Raw genomic sequence first — 20,852 nt, forward strand, 5'->3', positions numbered from 1 at the left:
TTTTTTGATAAAATTTATCTAAACATGGCAAGCGATCGCTTCTTTTGAAGAGGAAAGTCCGAGCTGCAATAAGACAAGGATTCCATCTAATGGATGGCTAGGGTAACCTAAGGGAAAGTGCAACAGAAAGAAAACTACCATATTATATGGAAAAGGTGAAACGGTAGAGTAAGAGCCTACCAGTAGCTTTGGTAACAAAGCTAGCTATGTAAACCCAATCCGCAGCAAGAAGGGGTGGTTTTAGTCTTATAATATAACCCTTCGCTTGAACTTGTTTGCAAAAACAAGTCTAGATAAATGATCGCTCTTGACAGAACTCGGCTTATCGCCATGTTTTATTTCATATAAGCAGATGCTTTTTTAAGTTTTTGTAAATTTTTTGCTACTTCATCTTGCTTTTTTTTCATAAAAGCTATTGCCTCATTGGTAAGAGCTAAAGCCTCATTGGGACAATCTTTAAAGTCAGGTTTTTCTATGAGTTTAACTATTTTTTCCACATCTTCAGTATATACAGCTAGTTTAAACTCATCTATCCATTTTTTTTCACTCATTTTTGATGAACTTCTCTCCAAGCCTCTAACAAGCCTTTGACTACATTGATAACTTCATCTACTCTTGCTTCACTATTTTCTATATTTGCTAAAGAAAGAAGTTGTAATTCTCTAGTGTATAGGCCACTTAAGTAGTGTGCTATTTCTCCGCCTTTTTCATAATCAAGGCAATTTAACAATTCTATAAAAATAGCACTAGCTCTTTTTACATAATACACTCTTTCTTCTATATTTCCATTTTGAATAGCTATTTTTATCCTACTTGCAAAGCGTAAAATCCCACTATATAACATCTCTATAAGTTTTTCTTGGGATTCTACACCAGTTTGATTTTGTGAATACGCATTATATACTGCACTATTTAGCATTTAAATCCTCTCTATTTTTAAGAATTTTGATTATTTGCTGCATTAATCATATTTGTAATAACACTTGCTTGGTTATTTAATTTTGCAATTATACCATCATATGCAGCCCATCTTGACCACATTGTGTCATATCTGCTTTCTATGGATTTTTTAGTATTTTCTATAGTTTCGTTTAGATTTTTTGATTCTTTAGTTAAAGAGTCTTTATAACCACCAAAAGAACCATCAGAGCTCATCATCTCGCCCATAGTGTTTTTTAATACCCCAAAGGTTCCAGTTTCTTCTTTATAAACTGAATATATAGTTTTTGGACTTAAGCCAAATTTTTTCAAAAATTCTTTATCACCTTGAATTTCTAGGTTACTTCCTGATGTTCCTTTGATTCTAAATTGAATTTGCTGATTCTCATTACCTTGATTAATGATTTCAAAACTAGCTTCTAAACCTTCTAAACCAAAACTATTTATATGATCAACTAAATTTTTAGCTTTTTCTATATCATCTTTTCCTGTTAGTTTAAAAGGATCTCCATTGGCAGTTTTACTTAAATCTATAGTTTCATCATTATAAGTAATGGTAAAACCACCTTCTTTGAATTCTATATCGCCACTACCAAGATTACTTACTCTATCTCCTGTTAGATCAATGTCTTCAAAGCCATTGTGTCCTACGAAAAATTTCTCAGCCATTTCAGGATCTTCGTTAAATTTAGCATTAAATTTTCCAGAGTCAAAGGTTAAAACCCCATCATTTAAAGTCAAACCATAATCAGCTAGAGATAAACTTACTTTTGAAGAAACTTTAACACCATCTGAAGTATCACTATCTCCAACTGTGATTGTTCCATCTACTGTGATAGTTTGAAGTAAAATATTGTTAATTTGTGATTTTATATTATAAATCGAGCTTACACCTACGAAATTTCCTTTTGTCCCTGCATCAGGATCGTATTTTGTCGCTGCATTAAGATTGATCATCAAATCATTATAAGCAGTAGCTAAACTTTCTAAAGATTGTGCTATGGCTTCAGTATCTTGAGTAACATTGAAACTAATTTCACCCTTTTGTTTAAGCTCTAGGGTAATATCAGGTCCTATATCTGTGATCGTATTAGTTGATCTAATCATCTTAACGCCATCTACACTAAAGATAGCATCCATACCTTTTTGGATATGATTTTCATTGTCTGCTTTTACATTGTAGCCTTGTGGTGTGCTTGTATCTAATTTAATACCAAATTTTTCACTTAATAATTTTGTGGCTTTTTCATCTCTAGCATAATTTGCTTGATCTATATTGCCATCAGCATCAGTTGCATAGCCACCATCAAAAAGACTTAATTCACCACCATTGGTAGCTCTAAATGTAAAAGTATTTTTACCCTCATCAAAGTTTAATTCCACTTTTCCGTTAGTTTGTTTTTTTAAATCTTCTGCTAAGCTCTTATAAGTAGTGTTCTCGTCTATATCAATAGTAAATCTATCATATCTTTCACCATTTTTTATAACAAAGGTAAAAGAGGTTTTTTCTCCTGGATTAAGTAGTTTATCTTCAGGCTTTCCGCTAAATGTTCCACTTATTTTATCTTTATCTTTATTTTCAGTACCTGTTGGTCTAAAACCATACAAACCACCTGCGCTAATGCTATCTTTATCAAGTTTCCAACCCATAGCATCCAAAAGGTTTTCATCACCTGAAAAAGAAATATTATTTTTAGTTCCTGTTTCAGTGCTTTGTACTACTAAACGATAAGGATTGTCTCTATCTCCAGTATTTACTAGCTTAGCTTCTATTTTACCACCTGTGGCGGAATTGATTTTTTCAGCAAGTTGAGCTACGGTTGTACTTTTATCAATTTCTATTTTATAGTCTTTTCCATCTTGGGTAATAGTAAAAGAAGCTTTGCCGTTAGAATCACCTTCTATACCTAAACTACCCATGACGGTAGAGGTTTTGTCTTTAAAACCATTGCTTTGATAAACATCTTTTTGAGCAAGTTGATCGACTATGACTTTCATATTTGAAAGATTAGATAAAGAGCCTACAACTAAGCTAGCAGCAGCACTATCGCCACTCACACTAGGAGAAACTTTCTTTTTGTTAAATTGAGAAGTATCGCCAAGACTATTTACAGCAGTTTGAAAAGCAAGTAGTTTAGCTTCAAGCTCTGCTAAGTCTTTTTGTCTTGAAGTGTTAGTTTCAAGTTGCGTGTTATAAAGCTTTAAGTGAGCATTCATTTCTGCTTCTTTAAGCTTATTAAGTGTATCGCTTGTTAAAACTCCTGAACCTATACCTAAGCTTCCTAAACTACCTACTGCCATGATTAACTCTCCTTATCAAAAATGGTGCCAATAACACCTTTAAAATGTTCTATTAATTTCATAACTTCTTCACTAGGAATTTTGCGTATTAACCTACCTGTGTCTTTTTCGGTGACATTTACATACATTTCGTTTATTTTATCATTATACGCAAAACGCACATTTGTTTCCAATGTTTCCATTTGTCTATTAAGTTTTTCTGTTGCGTTTTTTAATTTTTCATTTAAATTCTCATCTTGATCATTTAAATCAACCTGTTGCTTATTCTCTTGAGATGGCTTTTCAACACTTTTTGTGTTAAAATGAGTTATATTTGTATCTCTTTGAATATTGCTAATGTCCATTTTAAACTCCTTTTTAAAAGACTCTAAAACACACTATCGACACAATTTTAAAAAACTTAATATTTAAATTAAAAATATATATATTTAATAAGCAAAAAGTGTTCTCAAAAAGTTTAAAATTAAAAAATTTCAAACTTTTTGAAGAATTTTTCATCATTTACAAGTAATTTTTTTGCAATAAGTCTGTCTATAACTTCTTTAGAGCAATTTGTCATTAAAGGCCACTCTTTATGATAATCTTCTAATGATCCTTTATTTGTCGCATCAATTGCAACACAATCTTTTTTGATAAATATATCTCTTTTTGCATCGATATTATTTACCACACGCCAAATTAACATATAAGGATTTTCCAAAATAGCATCTGAATCTAAAAAAACTAAAATTCTAAAATGTTTTTTATGAATTTGTAGTTTTTCAAAAATTTGAGCAATTTTTTCTTTTTTATCAATTAAGATCACACAAATTGGAGCAAAGGTTTGGGTGTAAAATTGTTTTAATTTTAAAATATTTTGATCTTTTTCTTTAAAAAGTGAAAACAAAGTTTCATCACTTAGAATTTCAAGTTCAACTTTTTTCTCATCGCCACACGCATCAAGTCCTGCTTTACCACCGTAACAATAAGTGCTTGAAGCATGATCGAGTTGATCGCAAATTCCTTCACTAATAAGTAATTTTTCTTCATCAAAGCGATTAAGTATATAAGGTATGAGCTTGTCATAATCTTGCAAGCAAGGTGCATTTTCATCGACAAAAATAGCATGTTTTACAAAACTCATTTGCCCTACTCCCCAAAAAGTATGCATTACTTGTTTTGCATGAGCTGGATATTTTGCTTCTATTTTGGCTAAGATTAAATTATGAAAAACTCCATTTTCAGGCATGTTATAATCTATCAAATCAGGTGCGTTAGTTTGAAGTAAAGGTAGAAAAACTCTTTCTGTGCCAAGCCCCATGTATTTATCTTCTAAAGGCGGTTTTCCTACAACCGTAGCTTGATAAATCGCATTTTTTTTAGCAAAGATTTTTTCTACTTTTAAGACAGGACAAAGTTCAATAGGAGTATAAAAGCCTGTATGATCTCCAAAAGGTCCCTCGGGTGCAAATTCATTTGGATTTACAAAACCTTCAATCACAAAATCACTATCATAAGGCACATAGAGGTGATTGCTTTTGCATTTTGCCAAAATAGCAGGTTTTTTCTTGATAAAACCATAAAGTAAAAGTTCAAAAATACCTTTTGGTAAAGGCGCTTGAGCACACCAAATATATAAAGGATCTCCACCTATGGCTATACTTACTGGCATTTTTTGATTTGATTTTTTATACTCATGGAAAAAGTGGCTCGCGTCTTTGTGAATTTGCCAATGCATAAGCAAGGTTTTTTCATCAACTACTTGCAAGCGATACATTCCAAGATTATTTTGTTTTCCATCTATGCTTTGAGTATAAACTTGCCCCATAGTGATAAAAGGTGCAGTGTCTTTTTCCCAAGTTTTTAAAATAGGTATTTCATATAAAGAATTTAAGCTTTTGTAGTTAAATTCTCCATCTTTTTTGATGCGTTTTGGTGGGATATTTTTTAAATCAAGCAAGGTTTTGAAAAAATTTAATTTCGCACCAAAGCTTTGCGGTATGTGCATTTTAAGTAAAGAGCTAATTTCTTTAGCTACATCTTCATAATCTTTTCCAAATGCTAAATTTAAAGCTTTTTTGCTGCAAAAAGTATTTAATAATACAGGATAATCGTATTTTTTGCCATTTTTTACTGCATTAGTAAAAAGCAAGGCTTTAGAGTCTTCTTTTTTAACTTCTATATAAGCTAAATGTGCCATTTCAAGTTCTACATCTACTGGCTCATGGATGGTTTTTAATAAATTATTTTTTTCTAAAAGCTCTACGAATTTTTGCATTTATATCATACTTTCTGCTTCTTTTAAAATTTCTTTTGCACCTTTTGCTATCATTTCTTTGGCTAAAAGCTCGCCTGCATTTGAGTAATTTTGCTTATCAATCACTCTTTTTTCTTTTAAAATTTTACTTGCATCGGGTAAGCCCACTATGGCGCGAATTTCTATTTTTTCATCAATGATTTTTGCATTAATTCCTATAGGTACTTGACAACCACCTTCTAGGGTTTTTATAAAATCTCTTTCTATATAAGTTTCTACAAAGGCATTTTTATCGTTTAAGCATTCAAGGTATTTTAAAATTTGTTTATCATCAATGCTTTCTATACCTAAAGCTCCTTGAGAAGCTGCAGGTATTATCTCATCAAGTTCAAAAGCCCTAATGTATTTTATTTCTTTATCTAAACCCAAGCGTTTAATGCCAGCTAGAGCTAAAATAATAGCATCAAATTCCTTAGCTTTAAGTTTTTCTAAGCGTGAGTTGATATTACCTCTTAAAGAAATGATATTTAAATCAGGTCTTAACGCTAAAAGCTGCATTCTTCTTCTAAGACTTGTAGTGCCTACTTTTGCACCTTTTGGAAGAGCATTTAAGCTTTCATAATACTCACTTAAAAAAGCATCATTTACCACTTCTCTTTTTGAAATAGCAGCTAAAACTAAGCCATCAGGAAAGAAGCTTGGCACATCTTTTAAGCTATGCACAGCTAAGTGTGAATCACCTCTTAACATACTTTCTTCAAGTTCTTTTGTAAAAAGTCCTTTTCCACCTATTTTAGCTAAAGGAGAATCAAGTAAAACATCACCTTTAGTTTTAAAACCCTCTAAAGAAATTTCTAAATCAGAATGTGTTTGTAATAATTTATTTTTTATATACTCACTTTGCCATAATGCAAGTTGGCTTTTTCTTGTTGCGATGATTAATTGCATTTTTTATGCTCCTGTATGATTTCTACATCTATGATTTCTTCTTCGTTGTTTGTTTGATGATATTTTCTTTTTTGTTTTGTAAATAATTTTAATATCATCATAAAAAATAAGAGTAAAATTCCCAAAAATGTGCTTAAAATTCCTGGTATTAAAAGTAAAATTCCAACTATAGTTAAGGAAAATAATTTAATCATACCAAATAAATTAGTATTGGCATTTTGCATAGTGATGAGATTTGTCCAAGTCTTTGCTAAAAACATTGCTCCTAAAAACATACTTGCAAAAACTATCATAAAAAAATTTAAAAAACCAAAAAAGACTATAAATAAAATACTAGCAATCAATTCTAAAATCAAAAAAGCACTTAAATTTGTTTTTGCTATCATAAAATTTTCTCTAAGTGTGAAATTACTTCTTGGGTTTTTAAAACTTGTTTTTCTAAGGTATTTCTATGGATTAACTCTACTTCATCGCTTTCTAAGCCTTTACCTATAACTAAAGCATAAGGAAAGCCCATTAATTCAAAATCATTAATCTTTACACCAAAACGCTCATTTCTATCATCAAACAAAATTTCTTTATCTTTAAAATGAGTATAAATTTGCTCGGCAAATTCCATAGCTTTTGTATCTTTTATATTAGAAACGATAATATCTAAAACAAAAGGAGCTAGAGTTTTATTCCAAATACAACCTTTTTCATCATGGCTTGCTTCTATGGCGACAGCTACTAAACGGCTCACTCCCATACCATAACAACCCATAGTGAAAAATTGAGCTTTACCATTTTCATCTAAATAGCTTGCATTCATTGCTTTTGAGTATTTATTTCCAAGTTTGAAAATATGTCCTACTTCAATACCTTTGCTTTGCTTAAGCTTGTGCTGACATTTTGGACAAAGATCATGCTCTTTAACTGCGGTAAGATCTTTAAAGCGTTCTTTATTTAAATTTACAACATTGATTCCAACCAAATGATAATCTTTTTTATTTGCTCCAATAATCATATTTGTTTCATTTTCAAGCTCATGATCAATATAAAAATCAACTCCATTTAATCCTACAAAACCAATAAATCCTGGTACCAAACCTGCTTTTTCTAATTCTTCTTCACTTACATCGGCCAATTCTAATGCATTTGCTGCATTTAGTGCTTTAACTTCTTGCAGTTCATCATCGCCGCGTATAAAAAATACTACAATTTTTTCTTCATTTTCATAAATAGCTTTTTTAGCAATAGCTTTAACAGTATAGTAAGGATTAATTTTAAAAAATTCTGCTAATTCTTCTATAGTTTTTACATTTGGAGTGTGAAATTGTGTAGCAAAGTCAGCTTCTGGTCTTTCATCTTCGCAACTTTTTTTAGCTCTTTTTGCTGCTTCGATATTTGCAGCATAATCACAATGCTCACATAATAATATATCATCTTCGCCATTTTTAGCCAAAACCATAAATTCTTTTGATCCACTTCCACCAATAGCCCCACTATCAGCTTCAACAGCTCTAAAATCAAGCCCTAATCTTGTAAGAATTTTACTATAAGTTTCATGCATAAGATTAAATTCTTTGTCTAAATCAGCTTCATTGCTATGAAAACTATAGCCATCTTTCATTAAAAATTCTCTACATCTTAAAAGCCCAAATCTAGGTCTAGCTTCATCTCTAAATTTAAGTCCTATTTGATATAAATGCAAAGGAAGTTGCTTGTAAGAATTTACTTTATTTCTAACCAAAGCTACTATGGCTTCTTCATGAGTTGGTCCTAAGACAAAATCATTTTCTTTTCTATCTTTAAAGCGTAAAAGCTCTTTACCAAAAACATTAAATCTCCCACTTTCTTTCCAAAGTTCAGCTGGGGTATTAAAACTTAAATTTACTTCTAAAGCCCCTGCTTTATCCATTTCTTCTTTGATGATATTTTTAATCTTATCTAAAACTCTTTTTCCTAAAGGTAAAAAATTATACAAACCACTTCCAATTTGTTCTACAAAAGCACCCTTAACTAAAAATATATGACTTGGCAGGGTAGCATCTTTTGGATTTTCTTTTGTGCTTATGGCATAAAATTTACTAAATTTCATGATTATTCTCCAAATTAAATTCACATTTATAGAAGTTTAAACCTTCCATGCTTTCATTTTTTAAATCAAACACATAACGCATGGCATTTACAACAGAGTCATTTTGCATAGTTCCACTTAGTTTTTTTAAATTTACACTAGGATGATGTAAAAATGCATTCATCACCTGTCTTATAAGCTTTCTTGCTTCTTCATGATTTGAGTGTTTTAAATATCCTTTATCTATGGCCTTTTGTAATTGTTCTTTAGCGATTTCATCAGCTTGCAAGCGTAATTGCTTAACCAAAGGTAAGGTTGCTAGTTTGCTTAGGTGTTGAAAAAACTCATTTGTCATAGTGCCTACTATAGAATAAGCAATCTGGGCTTGATGTTCTCTTAGTGTTAAATTTTTTCTTACAACTTCTTCTAAATCATCAACAGCATAAACTATATTTTTTTCATTTGCTTTTACATCAATATCCCTAGGCACTGCTATATCAAAAAAATATCTTTTATAATCTTTTTCTTCTAATATGTCATTAGTTATAATAGCATGTGGAGCATTTGTGGCGCTAAAAAATATCTCATATTTATTTAATGCTTCTTTTAAATTTGCGATACTTTCGCAATTTGCATTTTCACCTAAATCCTCACAAAGTTTTTTGGCATTTTGTATATCTCGATTTAAAATCAATACTTTGGCCTTAGCATTTAATAAATGTTTACAGGCTAACTCGCTCATTTCCCCTGCACCTACTACAACTGCAGTTTTATTTTCTAAATTTATAAGCTCTTTGGCTTTTGCTACTGCTACTGAAGCAACTGAAATAGGATTTTTGGAAATTTCAGTTTGATTTCTAATATTTGCTGCACATTTAAAAGCATAATGGACTGCTCTAGTTAAATGCACACCACATCTTTGTTCTTGTAGAGCAAATTTATAAGCATCTTTTAATTGTCCAGCAATTTGTGTTTCTCCAATAACTAAACTATCAAGTGAGCTTGCCACAGAAAATAAATGATGGATAGCCCCACTATCTTCATAAAAATCAGCTTTTGTGCTTAAATTTTCTTTATCAACCCCACAAAGCAAACTAAGTGTTTTTAAAATATGTTCATTGATACTTTCAATTTCTCCGATAAAAAGAAAAATTTCAACTCTATTGCAAGTGCTAAGCACTAAACTTTCTAGAATTTTATTATTAGTATGGATTAATCTTAATAATTCTCTTTTTTTATCTTCATTAGAAAAGGAAAGTTTTTCTCTAGTAGCAATATCTGTATTTTTGTGCGTAAAACTGATACAATAATAATGCATTAAAATTCCCTTTCTATCATACTTTTAATAATATCTTCTAAATCTTTTATATTGTATTTTTCTATGGCTTTTAAGGCATTATTTGCATAGGTGTTTAATTCTTGACCAATTTGATTAAAAATTTCATGCTCTTGCATTTTATTTTTAATCCAAGTAAGTTCATCTATGTTTAAATCTTTCTTGTAATAAGACTTAAGTATTTCTTGATCTTGTGGATTTAATTTTTCATATAAATACATATAAGCAAGAGTGGTTTTACCTTCTTTAAAATCATTCATGGCGGGTTTGCCTAAGGTTTGTTCATCGCCTTTGATATCTAAAATATCATCTACGATTTGAAAAGCCAAGCCCAAGTTTTTACCATATTCTGCAAAATCATCTTCATTTAAATTAGCAAGTATAGCCCCACATCTTGCACTAGCTTCGATTAAAACGGCTGTTTTGTTATATATCATTTGCAAATAAGCGTTTTTATCGGTATTGAAAGTTTCGCTTAAATTTACATCCATTAATTCACCAATGGAAAGCTTTACAACAGCATTGGAGATGATTTTTGCTAATTTTAAATCTATTAAAGAAAGTTCATAGAAGGCTTTTGAGTATAAAATATCTCCAAGCATGATAGCATTTTTGGCTCCAAATTGTTCATTGATAGATTTTACACCTCTTCTTAATTTTGCTTCATCAATCACATCATCATGCAATAAGCTTGCAGCATGGATTAATTCTATAATGGCACAAATTTTATAACTAATATCGTTTTCACTAGCTATTTTTAAAAGTAATTTTGAGCGTAATTTTTTACCGCCTTGAAGTTTTGAACTCATTGTTAAAATAGGCTTGTAATTTAATTCAGATAAAAATTCATGCATATATTGATCTATCTTTTGCACCATGCTTTCCTTAATTTTCTTATAATTATATTTTATTAAATTTTACTTTAGTTTTGATTAAGAGTGACTTTTCTAGGATCTAAAAATTCCACTTCTAATCTTTTATCTCTATCTTCTATGTAGATAGTGAAAATAGCCTCACCTTTTTTAAAATCATTAAATTCAAGTATTAATCTTGCTCTATCTATGTGTGGATTTTTATAATCAGGCACTAAAGTTTGATCTACCCAATTTAAATTTCTTCTTAAAGACATCACAAATTGCCTAGGGTATTTTTTATACCTTGAATGAACGATGATATTAGTTTGATCAAATAAAGTCCATGAAAAGTCAAAATAATAAATCTCATCAGGATAATCAATTTCTTTTATTTTTACACTTGCTTTTTCATCTTTACTTAAGGTAAATTTGTAAGTATAATCAAAAAATACTTCAGCTTTTAAAAAATTAAACATCAAAAATAAAGATAAAAATAAACGCAAAATCAACCCTCATGCCCTAAAATTTCAGCACTTAAGCCTATATAAAAATCATTTTTTCTCTCATCTATTAAGAGTGAATTTTCCATTTGAAATTGTGCTACATCATTTTCATTTAAATTATTTTTTTCTAAAAGCTCTATCATAGCGATATGATCGGCTAATAATTTTTCTAAAACATTTTCTAATGCACCTAAATTTGCATATTTTATTGTTTCGATAAATTTTTCTTTAGGGCTTTTTGCAAACATTTCATCAAAAATATCCATTTTTAACCTTTTATGTAAGTTTGAATTTTTTCTATTAAAGTAGTTTTATCGTTAGCTTCATCTAAGTCTTTAATTTCTTTTTGCCAAGAAATATGTATATAATCCATCTTAGCATTTTTAGCACAAAGTCTGTCTTTTAAGCTATCGCCTATGAAAATACTTTTTTCATATTTTGCTTCATCTGCGATTAATCTTAGCATCATAGGATCAGGCTTAGCTTCTATACCATAACTAACACCTAGTATTTTATCAAAATATGAAAGAATGTTTTGTTTTTTTAAAATAGGTACCAAGCTTTCTTGAGGTGCATTTGTGGCTATAGCTAAATAGCAATCATTTTTTTTACAAAATTCCAAAACCTCAAGCACACCATCAAAAAGCACCACGCTTTGATCATAATGCTTAATAAAATACTTCTCATAACCTTCTTTAAAGCTAGTATGTGAGTAAGTATCAACCCCGTAAAAAATCTTAGCATAATTTTGTCCAGGAGTATTGATAGTATCTAAAATAAACTCTCTTTTTAAAGGTTCTAAATTTAAATCCGCTCTTATTTCATTTACCGCACATATTATAGCATTAGCACTATCTATAAGCGTGCCATCCATATCAAAAATTACATTTATCAATATTCATCCTTAAATTTAATTTTATATTTGTCTTTTTTATAACTTTGATTATTTTTTAGCTTATATAAGGCATTGGCTTTTGAAGCTAAGGTTTTTTGGTCTAAACTTTCATCTAAACACTCATTTACAAAAATCTCCAAAGCCTTAGTATAAGTAGAATCTAAAAACACCGCTTGAATTTTCTCAAAGATTTTAGCATTTTTTTGCATTCTTTCCCTAAAAAGAGTTAAATCAAAATCTTCTCTTTTTAAAGCACTCACAGCAGAATTAGTAAATTTTTCTAAAGCTCTTACATATTTTACCCTTAAAGCTTTTTCATCATTTTTCATTCTGCTGCACTTGTATTGATTCTACATTGTAATGCTTCTTGTACTAAATTTCTTGCTATTGAAGCTTCAGCATCTACAATGTGTAAATGTTTATCAGTATGTGGGAAAATGATCTTAGCACCTGTACCACTTGTTTTTAAAACCGTTTGTATGGGTTTGTTAAAGCTAGAAAGCACTTGATAGAGCATATCAAGCTTAGCTTCATTACTTATAGTTATAATAGCAACTGAGCATTCTTCTATATTTGCTACTTTTAATGTTTCTACTTGGGCTACATTTGCAAAAAAGATATTTTCATTTCTACTGCGGCCAAGTTCAACTAAATTTAAATCACTTTCTAAAACCAAATATGGAATACCTGTTTTTTTGATCTTTTGTACCACTTCTTGACCTAATCTTGTATAACCAAAAATGATAAAATGATCTTTCATTTTTTGATCACATAAATAAAATTTAGCCATATCATTTTGCTCACCTTCAGCTGCGTTGGCTATTTTTCTAAGATTATTTAAAATAAAAGGCGTTGCAACCATAGTGACGATAGAAACTATAATAAAAATTTGTGCTGTTTTTTCATCTATAAGTGAATTTACTTGCATTAGCGAAAATACTGCTAGCGCAAATTCTCCAATTTGAGAAATACTCAAAGCAGTTTTTAACGCTACTCTTTTTCTTGTATAAAGGATTAAAAGACCATAGATTACTACAAATTTTATCAATAAAACCAAGCTTACAAAAACAAAAATCAAAAACCAATTTTCAAAAACTATATGAAAATCAATTTGCAAACCAACACTGATAAAGAAAAATCCTAAAAGCAAATCTCTAAAAGGAACCAAATCTGCTTCTATTTTATGTTTATATTTAGTTTCAGCTATCAAAGCTCCAGCTATGAATGCTCCAAGTGAGTATGAAAAGCCAAAAGAATGAGCCAAAAAACTTGCTCCTATTACAGTAAAAAGTATGGTAGCGATGAAAATTTCATTTGCGTTAGTTTTAATGATGAATTTTAAAACATAAGTAAAAAGGTATTTGCCTATAAAATAAAGCAAAACAAGTAAAATCACAGCACTGACTAAAGTTGTAAGTAAAAGTTTTGAAATATCAGCATTTTGAGAACTAAATATATCAATCATTAATAGCAGTGGTATCACAGCAATATCTTGAAAAAGTAAAATTCCTAAAGCTTTTCTGCCGTATTCTTCGTTGATATCGCCATTATCATTAAGTATTTTTAAAACTATAGCAGTGGAAGATAAGGCTAGAGCAAAACCTGCTATCATTGCGATATGGCTTGCTATACCTAAAATATAAGTTACAAGTAAAGTACAAACCAAACCACAAGTTAGCATTTGCAAACTTCCATTTAAAAATACTTCTTTTTTCATTGCCAAAAGATGTTTAAATGAAAATTCAAGCCCTATGGTAAACATTAAAAAAACTATGCCAAATTCAGCTACATGTATAACAAATTCATTAGTGCTAAAACCATAAAATTCACGCACAAATAAACCTGTAGCTATATAACCTATAATAGTTGGAATACCAAATTTTTTAAGTATAACATTAAGTATGACAGCAACTGCTACTGCAGTTAAAAATAAAGTTATAAAAGCATCCACTCACCAACCTTTTGTAATGTTTTTATTATTTTATTTTTTCTAAAAAAATTAAATCAAAATTACTTCTATGTTTAACTACTGCTCTTGATTTTGAAGGATTATCTCTTCTATCAAGTTCTAATCTTAACTCTTCAATAGTGTTTTCAAACTCATCAATTTTTGTTTTTAGTTTTAAAATCACATCAACACCAGCTAAATTAACCCCAAGATCTCTTGTTAAGCGTAAAATCATTTTGATTCTATCTATATCTTTTTGAGAATAAAGTCTCATTTTACCATCGGTTCTACTTGGCTCAACTAAACCTTCTTTTTCGTATTGTCTTAGAGTTTGTGGATGTATACTTAAAACTTTTGCAACAACACTTATAAGATACACCGGTTCATCATAACTATGCTCCATTACTTACTCCTTTCAAGGTAATTTTTCTTCTAAAATTTTTACAAATTCAGGATCAAGGCTATTAATATCAGGTATTTTTACATTTAAAATTAAATACATATCCCCATAAAGATCTGTTTTTCTATTTTGCACTCCATAGCCTTTAAGTCTAATTTTTTGATTGTTTTTAGAATTTGGTGGTATGGTAATTTTAACTTCTTTTCTTGGGGTATGCACACTGATTTTATCTCCAAAAAGCGCTGTTTTTAAGCTAATTTCAACCTTTTTGTACAAATCATCATCTTCTCTTTCATATTCATCGCTTTTTTCAAGTTCAACTTTTAAAATCAAATCCCCTCTTTGCCCTTGAAAGCTTTTTCCTTTACCTCGTATGCGTAGCTTTTCGCCATCTTTTATGCCATGTGGAATTTTGATTTTAACTTGCTCGTTATTTATATTTACCAAATGCTCACCACCTAAAATTCCTTTTTCAAAAGGAATTGTAACACTTGCTTGCAAGTCTAAATCTTCTTCAAATCCTCCAAATCCTCCAAAGCCACTTCTAAAATTATTACTAGAACTAAAACCGCCACTAAATCCTCCAAAGCCTCCGCCAAAAATATTTTTTAAAATATCATTGATGTCAGCTCCACCTGCATTTCTTGAAAAATCATGAAAACTTTGCCCACCAAACATAGAATCGCCATATCTATCATACTGAGCTCTTTTTTTCTCATCACTTAAAATTTCATAAGCGGCGTTAATTTCTTTGAATTTTTCCTCAGCACCATTTTCTTTGTTAATATCAGGATGATATTGTCTTGCTAATTTTCTATAAGCTTTTTTTATCTCATCTGCACTAGCGTTTTGCGAAACTCCTAGTGTTTCATATAAACTATTACTCATTTTTATTATTCCTTAATTTTTTATAAGATTATATCAAAAACTTTAGTCTTAGTCAATCAACTTTTATAAGTTTTAAAACTAAAGGTTTTATTTACAATTGTGTAAAAATAAAATTTTATACTTGCATTAAATGATTTTACAAAGGATAAAACATGAAAAAAACTATGATTCTTTCTTTGGCATTGGCAACTAGTCTTTTTAGTGCTAGTATTGATTTTAAACAAGCAGATGATAATGTAAAAAGAACTTTACCAACTGATAATCAAAATACTATACTTTCTTATCATGATTCCATACAAAAAGTTAAAAATTCAGTTGTAAATATCTCAACTTCTAAAACTGTTCAAAGTAGTTCATTTGGAATTGATGATTTTTTCAATGACCCTTATTTTAGACAATTTTTTGGTTTTGATTTCCCACAAGCTCCAAAAAATAAAAAAAATAAAGAAGTTGTAAGTTCATTGGGTTCTGGTGTAATTATTTCAAGCGATGGTTATATTATAACAAATAATCATGTTATAGAAGATGCTGAAAAAATCACTGTAAATTTACCTGATTCTAGCACTGAATATAAAGCTAAATTAATCGGAGCTGATCCTAAAACAGATTTAGCAGTGATAAAAATAGAAGCAAAAAACTTACCCGCAGTAGTTTTTGCTGATTCAGATAAATTACTAGAAGGTGATGTAGTGTTTGCTTTGGGTAATCCTTTTGGTGTTGGAAGTAGTGTTACAAGTGGGATTATTTCGGCCTTAAATAAAAACAATATAGGTCTAAATCAATATGAAAATTTCATCCAAACTGATGCTTCTATTAATCCTGGAAATTCAGGCGGAGCTTTGGTAGATAGTAGAGGAGCTTTAGTTGGGATAAATTCAGCCATACTTTCAAGAAGTGGTGGAAATAATGGCATAGGTTTTGCAATCCCTTCTAATATGGCAAAATCTATTGCACAAAAACTTATTGAGCATGGAAAAATTGAAAGAGGATATTTAGGCGTAGTCATAGGAGCTTTAACTCAAGATATTAAAAAAGCCTATACTAATCAAGAAGGTGCTTTAATCACTGAAGTACAAAAAGATTCAGCAGCTTATAATGCAGGGTTAAAAAGAGGAGATTTGATTATAAAAGTAGATAAAACTGTGATTAAAAGCCCTATGGATTTAAAAAACTACATAGGAAGTATTGATCCAAAACAAGCAGTAGAAGTAACTTATGAAAGAGATAATAAAGTCAAAACAGCTAAATTTATGTTAAAAACAGATGAAAAGTCGCTACAATATGAAAAAGGTTATATTGATGGTCTAAAATTAGTGGAACTTGACTCTAAGAATAGACAGCAATACCGCATACCTGAAAGTATTAGTGGTATTTTAATTACCGAAGTTACTCCAAAATCAAAAGCTGAAAAAATAGGTTTTGAGCAAGGTGATATTATTATAGGTGTTGATCAGTATGAAATTTCAAATTTTAAAGAATTATCTAAGGCTTTAGAATTAAATAAAGGTAAAGAGTATGTTAAAATTTGGATTAATAGAGGCGGATTTGTAAGAGCTTTACTTTTTTAAGAAAGGAAAAAAATGACAAATATTTTAATGATAGAAGATGATTTAGAATTAGCAGAGATTATAGCTGAATATTTAGAGCAATTTGATATGAAAGTAGATATTGCTCATGAACCTTATATAGGTCTTTCAAGACTTGCTTTAAATCCTTATGATTTAATCATTTTGGATTTAAGCTTACCTGGACTTGATGGACTTGAAGTATGCGAGGAAATTCGTAAAAAATATGATACACCTATTATCATTTCAAGTGCAAGGCATGATATTAGCGATAAGGTTGCAGCACTTGATTTGGGTGCAGATGATTATTTACCAAAACCATATAATCCTCAAGAACTTCAAGCAAGAATTAAAAGTCATTTAAGAAGAATTTCAAACACAAAAACTGCTCAAGCTCAAGTTAAAAAAGATCTTGTATATGATAAATATAAACATACTATCACTATGAAAGATCAAGAAATTAGCTTTACTAATGCTGAATTTGATATTTTGAGTTATTTAATTAAAAAAGAAGGTGGAGTGGTAAGCCGCGAAGAGCTTGTGTATAATTGTAGCTCTATTAGTGAAGATTCTAGTAATAAAAGTATAGATGTAATCATTAGTAGAATCAGACAAAAAATCGGAGATGATCCTAAAACTCCAAAATACATTCATTCAATCAGAGGTATAGGATATAAATTAACTCAATGAATAAATCATCAATTTTTTATACTATAACCTTTGTTTTTTTGCTTGCAAGCGTTAGTGTAATTTTAGCTTTTTTATGGCTTATAAAATATGATCAACAAAATTACACTAATGAGCTTAATGCAAAATATTCTTTTATAGCTAATGCAAGATTATTATATTTTAATCATGTGATTAGTGAAAGAGAATTTTATGAGCAAACAAAAAATTACAAAATGATAGAATTAACAACTCCATCAGCCATAAGACAAATCATCTATAAAGCTGAAACTATAGCACGGGCTCAAACTAGCACAGGTGTAGTTGAAATCATTACTTTAGAAGATAATGTGTATTTAAAAATCATCTTTGATGGTAAGCTTTATTTATATAAAGATTTAGAATATCAAGGTTATCGTTATTTTGTGATCAAGCTTATTGCTAGTATAGTAGTAATGGTTTTATTGATTTTATATATTTTTATCATTAAAAAATTAAAACCACTTAGAGCTTTAAAAAGACAAATTGATAAATTTGGCGAAAATAAACTCAATGAAATTCAAAATGTTAGCAAGGGAAATGATGAAATTTCTCAAGTAGCAACAGCCTTTTATGAGTCTATTTTAAGAATTCAAAAACTAAACACTTCAAGGCAGTTTTTCTTAAGAAATATTATGCATGAGCTAAAAACCCCCATTACTAAAGGTTTAATTACTTTAGAAATGCTTGAAGATAGCAAATATAAAGAAAGATTAGTGGGTGCTTTTAATCGTTTAGAGATTTTGATTAATGAATTTGCAGCCATTGAGCAAATTACTTCGGGTGCTGGTTTGATTAATTTAAAAAAATACAATATCTTAGATCTTTTAGATGAAGCTAAAGATATAGCTATGAGTGATGATGAAAAGGTAAAAATTAGTATAAAAGAAAGTTTTAGTGTCAATGTAGATTTTAAACTTTTTACCACTGCAATGAAAAATATGATAGATAATGCGACAAAATACTCTGATGAAAATTGCGTTACTATAGAAATAACTAAAGATTATCTTTGCTTTAAAAACAAAGGAAAAGCCTTAGATAAAGACTTGAAATACTATACTCAAGCCTTTACGCAAGGCAAGAAAAATAAAGATAGTTTTGGACTTGGATTATACATTGTTAAGACTATTTTAGATTCTCATAAACTCACGCTTTATTATGAATATAAAGATGGTATTAATCATTTTTATTTTAATGATATACAAAATATAATTTTAAACTAGGAAATTCATGCCCTTATCGCGTTTAAATGAAGAACAATATAAAGCCGCTAGTGCTCCTTTTGGACATAATCTAATTATAGCAAGTGCAGGCACGGGTAAAACTTCAACTATAGTTGCAAGAATAGCTTTTTTACTTCAAAATGGTATAAAGCCTGAAAAAATTATGCTTCTAACCTTTACAAACAAAGCTAGTAAAGAGATGATTGAAAGACTTGGTAGGTATTTTGATAAAAGCATTACTTCAAAAATCACAGCAGGAACCTTTCATAGTACTGCTTATTCTCTACTTAAAGAGTTAAATCACGATATTATTTTAAAACCTGCGAGTGAGCTTAAAATTCTTTTGCGTTCTATTTTTGAAAAACGCACTTTTCATCATTTAAGCGATACTAAACCTTATATGCCAAGCTATTTGTATGATGTGTATTCTTTATTTCAAAATACTAATGCAAACTTAGATGAATTTTATAATTGGTTTTGTCAAAATTATGATGAACAAGCTGTTTATGCTGAAATTTATGAAGATATTTTAAAAGAATACGAAGAAGAAAAAATGCGTTTTAACTATGTGGATTTTAATGATTTATTGATCAAATTAAAACATATTTTAGCTTCACATCATTTTGAATTTGATGAGATTTTAGTAGATGAATATCAAGATACTAACACCTTGCAAGGCTCGTTAATTGATGCTTTTAAAAGTAAAAGTTTGTTTTGTGTGGGTGATTATGATCAAAGTATTTATGCTTTTAATGGGGCTGATATTTCTATTATAGGAAGTTTTAAAGATAGATTTGTCGATGCAAATATTTTTACTTTAAATAAAAACTATCGTTCTAGTAAAAATATACTTGCGTTAGCTAATAAGGTTATTTTAAACAATGAAAGATTATATCCTAAAGAATTAATTGTAACTAGAGAAGGAGATTTTAAAGCGCCAAGTTTGCTAACTTTTAATGAATTATTTGATCAATACTCTACCATAGCAAAAATAATCTTACAAAGCGGGGTTAATCTTGATGAAATTGCTGTGATTTTTAGAAACAATTCTAGTGCAGATGGAGTAGAAGTAGCCTTAAGAGAACTTGGCATAGCAAGCAAAAGAAAAGGTGGAGGAAGTTTTTTTGAAAGCTTGGAAGTTAAAAACTTTTGCTCTATGCTTGCAATCGTGCTTAATCCAAAAGATATCATGGCTTTTATACATTTACTTGAATACACCAAAGGAGTTGGTGGGGTTTTGGCAAAAGATATTTTTGATGCTTTATTAAAATTAGGAAATTCTAGTTTAATTAAAGGCTTTTTAAATCCTGATAGTAGTGTGAATTTAAAAAAATACAAAAAACAAAGTTACCAACTAGGACTTTTTGATGATATTGAGGAGCTAGCCTCGCCTTCAAGATTTAACTTAGAAAGTGAATTTAACACCCACCCTATTTTAAGCTTACCCAAAATCAACGAGTTTTGTGCAAAAAATCTTGAAAAAATTTATCTTTTTATTAAAAAAGCAAGTGAGTGTAAAATCTCGACCCAACTTGTAGATTTGATTTTAGAAAATGATTATTTTAAAGAAATTTGTGATATTTTGGCAACTAAAAGAGCGACTAATAAAAATTCCAATGTTGATTTAAATAAAAAAAATGAAATTTTAGAAAAAATCAACGCGAAAATGTTTGTATTAAAAGAACTTGCTAAAAATTATAGCGATAATTATAAATACTATAACTTTCTTACTCTTGGTGCTAGTGAAATGAGTAGTGGTAGTGGGGTTAATCTTTTAAGCATACATGCTAGTAAGGGGCTTGAGTTTGAACTTGTATTTGTAATTGATCTTGCACAAGGAAGATTTCCTAACCAAAAACTCATGAGCATGGGTGGAAGTTTGGAAGAAGAAAGAAGGCTTTTTTATGTAGCTGTAACTAGAGCCAAAGATACTTTATACTTAAGCTATGCAAAATATGATAAGATTAAAAAAAGCAATTATCAACCCTCGTGTTTTCTAATCGAAGCAGGTATGTGCAAAGAAGAATAAAAATAAGACTTTATTAATCTTTT

General features: G+C 29.7%; 21 protein-coding genes and 1 other RNA gene. 5 read left to right on the plus strand and 17 right to left on the minus strand.

The window, feature by feature from the left end:
• Positions 1-19: 19 nt before the first annotated feature.
• An RNA gene (gene rnpB / locus L8Y18_RS05365) (RNase P RNA component class A) lies at positions 20-341 on the plus strand.
• Here the strand turns inward: rnpB and L8Y18_RS05370 are convergent.
• From L8Y18_RS05370 to L8Y18_RS05450, 17 genes are all read right to left on the minus strand, one after another.
• A complete protein-coding gene (locus tag L8Y18_RS05370) occupies positions 336-551 on the minus strand; it encodes a hypothetical protein (RefSeq protein WP_133318894.1) in 216 nt (71 codons plus the stop codon). The genes rnpB and L8Y18_RS05370 overlap by 6 nt on opposite strands.
• On the minus strand, positions 548-919 hold the full coding sequence (fliS, locus tag L8Y18_RS05375) for a flagellar export chaperone FliS (RefSeq protein WP_133318893.1): 372 nt from the start codon (positions 917-919) through the stop codon (positions 548-550). Before fliS ends, L8Y18_RS05370 begins: the two co-directional genes overlap by 4 nt.
• Positions 920-936: 17 nt before the next feature.
• On the minus strand, positions 937-3,240 hold the full coding sequence (gene fliD / locus L8Y18_RS05380; protein WP_263676409.1) for a flagellar filament capping protein FliD: 2,304 nt from the start codon (positions 3,238-3,240) through the stop codon (positions 937-939).
• 2 nt (positions 3,241-3,242) lie between these two features.
• Positions 3,243-3,584 carry a FlaG family protein gene (locus L8Y18_RS05385; RefSeq protein WP_133318891.1) on the minus strand — a complete coding sequence of 114 codons (342 nt, stop codon included), beginning with the start codon at positions 3,582-3,584 and terminating at the stop codon, positions 3,243-3,245.
• Positions 3,585-3,703: 119 nt separating this feature from the next.
• Positions 3,704-5,497, minus strand: coding sequence for a menaquinone biosynthesis decarboxylase (locus L8Y18_RS05390; protein ID WP_263676410.1), 1,794 nt, complete (start codon positions 5,495-5,497; stop codon positions 3,704-3,706).
• Positions 5,498-6,424 carry a hydroxymethylbilane synthase gene (gene hemC, locus L8Y18_RS05395; RefSeq protein WP_263672563.1) on the minus strand — a complete coding sequence of 309 codons (927 nt, stop codon included), beginning with the start codon at positions 6,422-6,424 and terminating at the stop codon, positions 5,498-5,500.
• Positions 6,415-6,810, minus strand: coding sequence for an FxsA family protein (locus L8Y18_RS05400; protein WP_133318888.1), 396 nt, complete (start codon positions 6,808-6,810; stop codon positions 6,415-6,417). The genes hemC and L8Y18_RS05400 overlap by 10 nt, the downstream gene beginning before the upstream one ends.
• Positions 6,807-8,507, minus strand: coding sequence for a proline--tRNA ligase (locus L8Y18_RS05405; protein WP_263676420.1), 1,701 nt, complete (start codon positions 8,505-8,507; stop codon positions 6,807-6,809). The genes L8Y18_RS05400 and L8Y18_RS05405 overlap by 4 nt, the downstream gene beginning before the upstream one ends.
• The gene (hemA, locus tag L8Y18_RS05410; RefSeq protein WP_263676411.1) at positions 8,494-9,801 is read right to left on the minus strand and encodes a glutamyl-tRNA reductase; all 1,308 of its coding nucleotides are present in this window, start codon (positions 9,799-9,801) and stop codon (positions 8,494-8,496) included. The genes L8Y18_RS05405 and hemA overlap by 14 nt, the downstream gene beginning before the upstream one ends.
• Complete coding sequence (locus L8Y18_RS05415) at positions 9,801-10,694, minus strand: polyprenyl synthetase family protein (RefSeq protein WP_258107335.1); 894 nt, start codon at positions 10,692-10,694, stop codon at positions 9,801-9,803. Before L8Y18_RS05415 ends, hemA begins: the two co-directional genes overlap by 1 nt.
• Before the next feature lie 47 nt (positions 10,695-10,741).
• Complete coding sequence (locus L8Y18_RS05420; protein WP_263676421.1) at positions 10,742-11,149, minus strand: exporting protein; 408 nt, start codon at positions 11,147-11,149, stop codon at positions 10,742-10,744.
• Positions 11,150-11,178: 29 nt separating this feature from the next.
• The gene (locus tag L8Y18_RS05425; protein WP_258107334.1) at positions 11,179-11,442 is read right to left on the minus strand and encodes a DUF2018 family protein; all 264 of its coding nucleotides are present in this window, start codon (positions 11,440-11,442) and stop codon (positions 11,179-11,181) included.
• Between the two features lie 2 nt (positions 11,443-11,444).
• Positions 11,445-12,071: an HAD family hydrolase gene (locus L8Y18_RS05430; protein WP_263662454.1), complete on the minus strand. Its 627-nt coding sequence runs from the start codon at positions 12,069-12,071 to the stop codon at positions 11,445-11,447.
• Positions 12,068-12,400, minus strand: a complete 333-nt coding sequence (locus tag L8Y18_RS05435) for a hypothetical protein (RefSeq protein ID WP_133318883.1) — start codon at positions 12,398-12,400, stop codon at positions 12,068-12,070. Before L8Y18_RS05435 ends, L8Y18_RS05430 begins: the two co-directional genes overlap by 4 nt.
• Entirely contained in the window at positions 12,397-14,022 is a 1,626-nt protein-coding gene (locus L8Y18_RS05440; RefSeq protein ID WP_133318882.1) for a cation:proton antiporter, read from the minus strand. The genes L8Y18_RS05435 and L8Y18_RS05440 overlap by 4 nt, the downstream gene beginning before the upstream one ends.
• A 25-nt stretch (positions 14,023-14,047) precedes the next feature.
• Positions 14,048-14,422 carry a heat shock protein transcriptional repressor HspR gene (locus L8Y18_RS05445; RefSeq protein ID WP_039668403.1) on the minus strand — a complete coding sequence of 125 codons (375 nt, stop codon included), beginning with the start codon at positions 14,420-14,422 and terminating at the stop codon, positions 14,048-14,050.
• A 12-nt stretch (positions 14,423-14,434) separates the two neighbouring features.
• On the minus strand, positions 14,435-15,307 hold the full coding sequence (locus L8Y18_RS05450; RefSeq protein WP_263676412.1) for a J domain-containing protein: 873 nt from the start codon (positions 15,305-15,307) through the stop codon (positions 14,435-14,437).
• A gap of 152 nt (positions 15,308-15,459) precedes the next feature.
• On the opposite strand from L8Y18_RS05450, the gene L8Y18_RS05455 reads away from it, so the two are divergent.
• From L8Y18_RS05455 to L8Y18_RS05470, 4 genes are read left to right on the plus strand one after another with little or no spacing between them, the layout of a single operon-like run.
• Positions 15,460-16,875 (plus strand): DegQ family serine endoprotease, encoded by a 1,416-nt coding sequence (locus tag L8Y18_RS05455; protein WP_133318880.1) that lies wholly within the window; start codon positions 15,460-15,462, stop codon positions 16,873-16,875.
• A 12-nt stretch (positions 16,876-16,887) separates the two neighbouring features.
• Positions 16,888-17,562: a response regulator transcription factor gene (locus tag L8Y18_RS05460; RefSeq protein WP_039626094.1), complete on the plus strand. Its 675-nt coding sequence runs from the start codon at positions 16,888-16,890 to the stop codon at positions 17,560-17,562.
• On the plus strand, positions 17,559-18,800 hold the full coding sequence (locus L8Y18_RS05465; protein WP_263670243.1) for an ArsS family sensor histidine kinase: 1,242 nt from the start codon (positions 17,559-17,561) through the stop codon (positions 18,798-18,800). Before L8Y18_RS05460 ends, L8Y18_RS05465 begins: the two co-directional genes overlap by 4 nt.
• 7 nt (positions 18,801-18,807) lie before the next feature.
• A complete protein-coding gene (locus L8Y18_RS05470; protein WP_263664671.1) occupies positions 18,808-20,829 on the plus strand; it encodes an ATP-dependent helicase in 2,022 nt (673 codons plus the stop codon).
• The last annotated feature ends 23 nt before the right edge of the window (positions 20,830-20,852 follow it).

This window comes from Campylobacter sp. CNRCH_2007_0968H, assembly GCF_025773245.1.
In the GTDB taxonomy this organism is placed as follows: domain Bacteria; phylum Campylobacterota; class Campylobacteria; order Campylobacterales; family Campylobacteraceae; genus Campylobacter_D; species Campylobacter_D lari_D.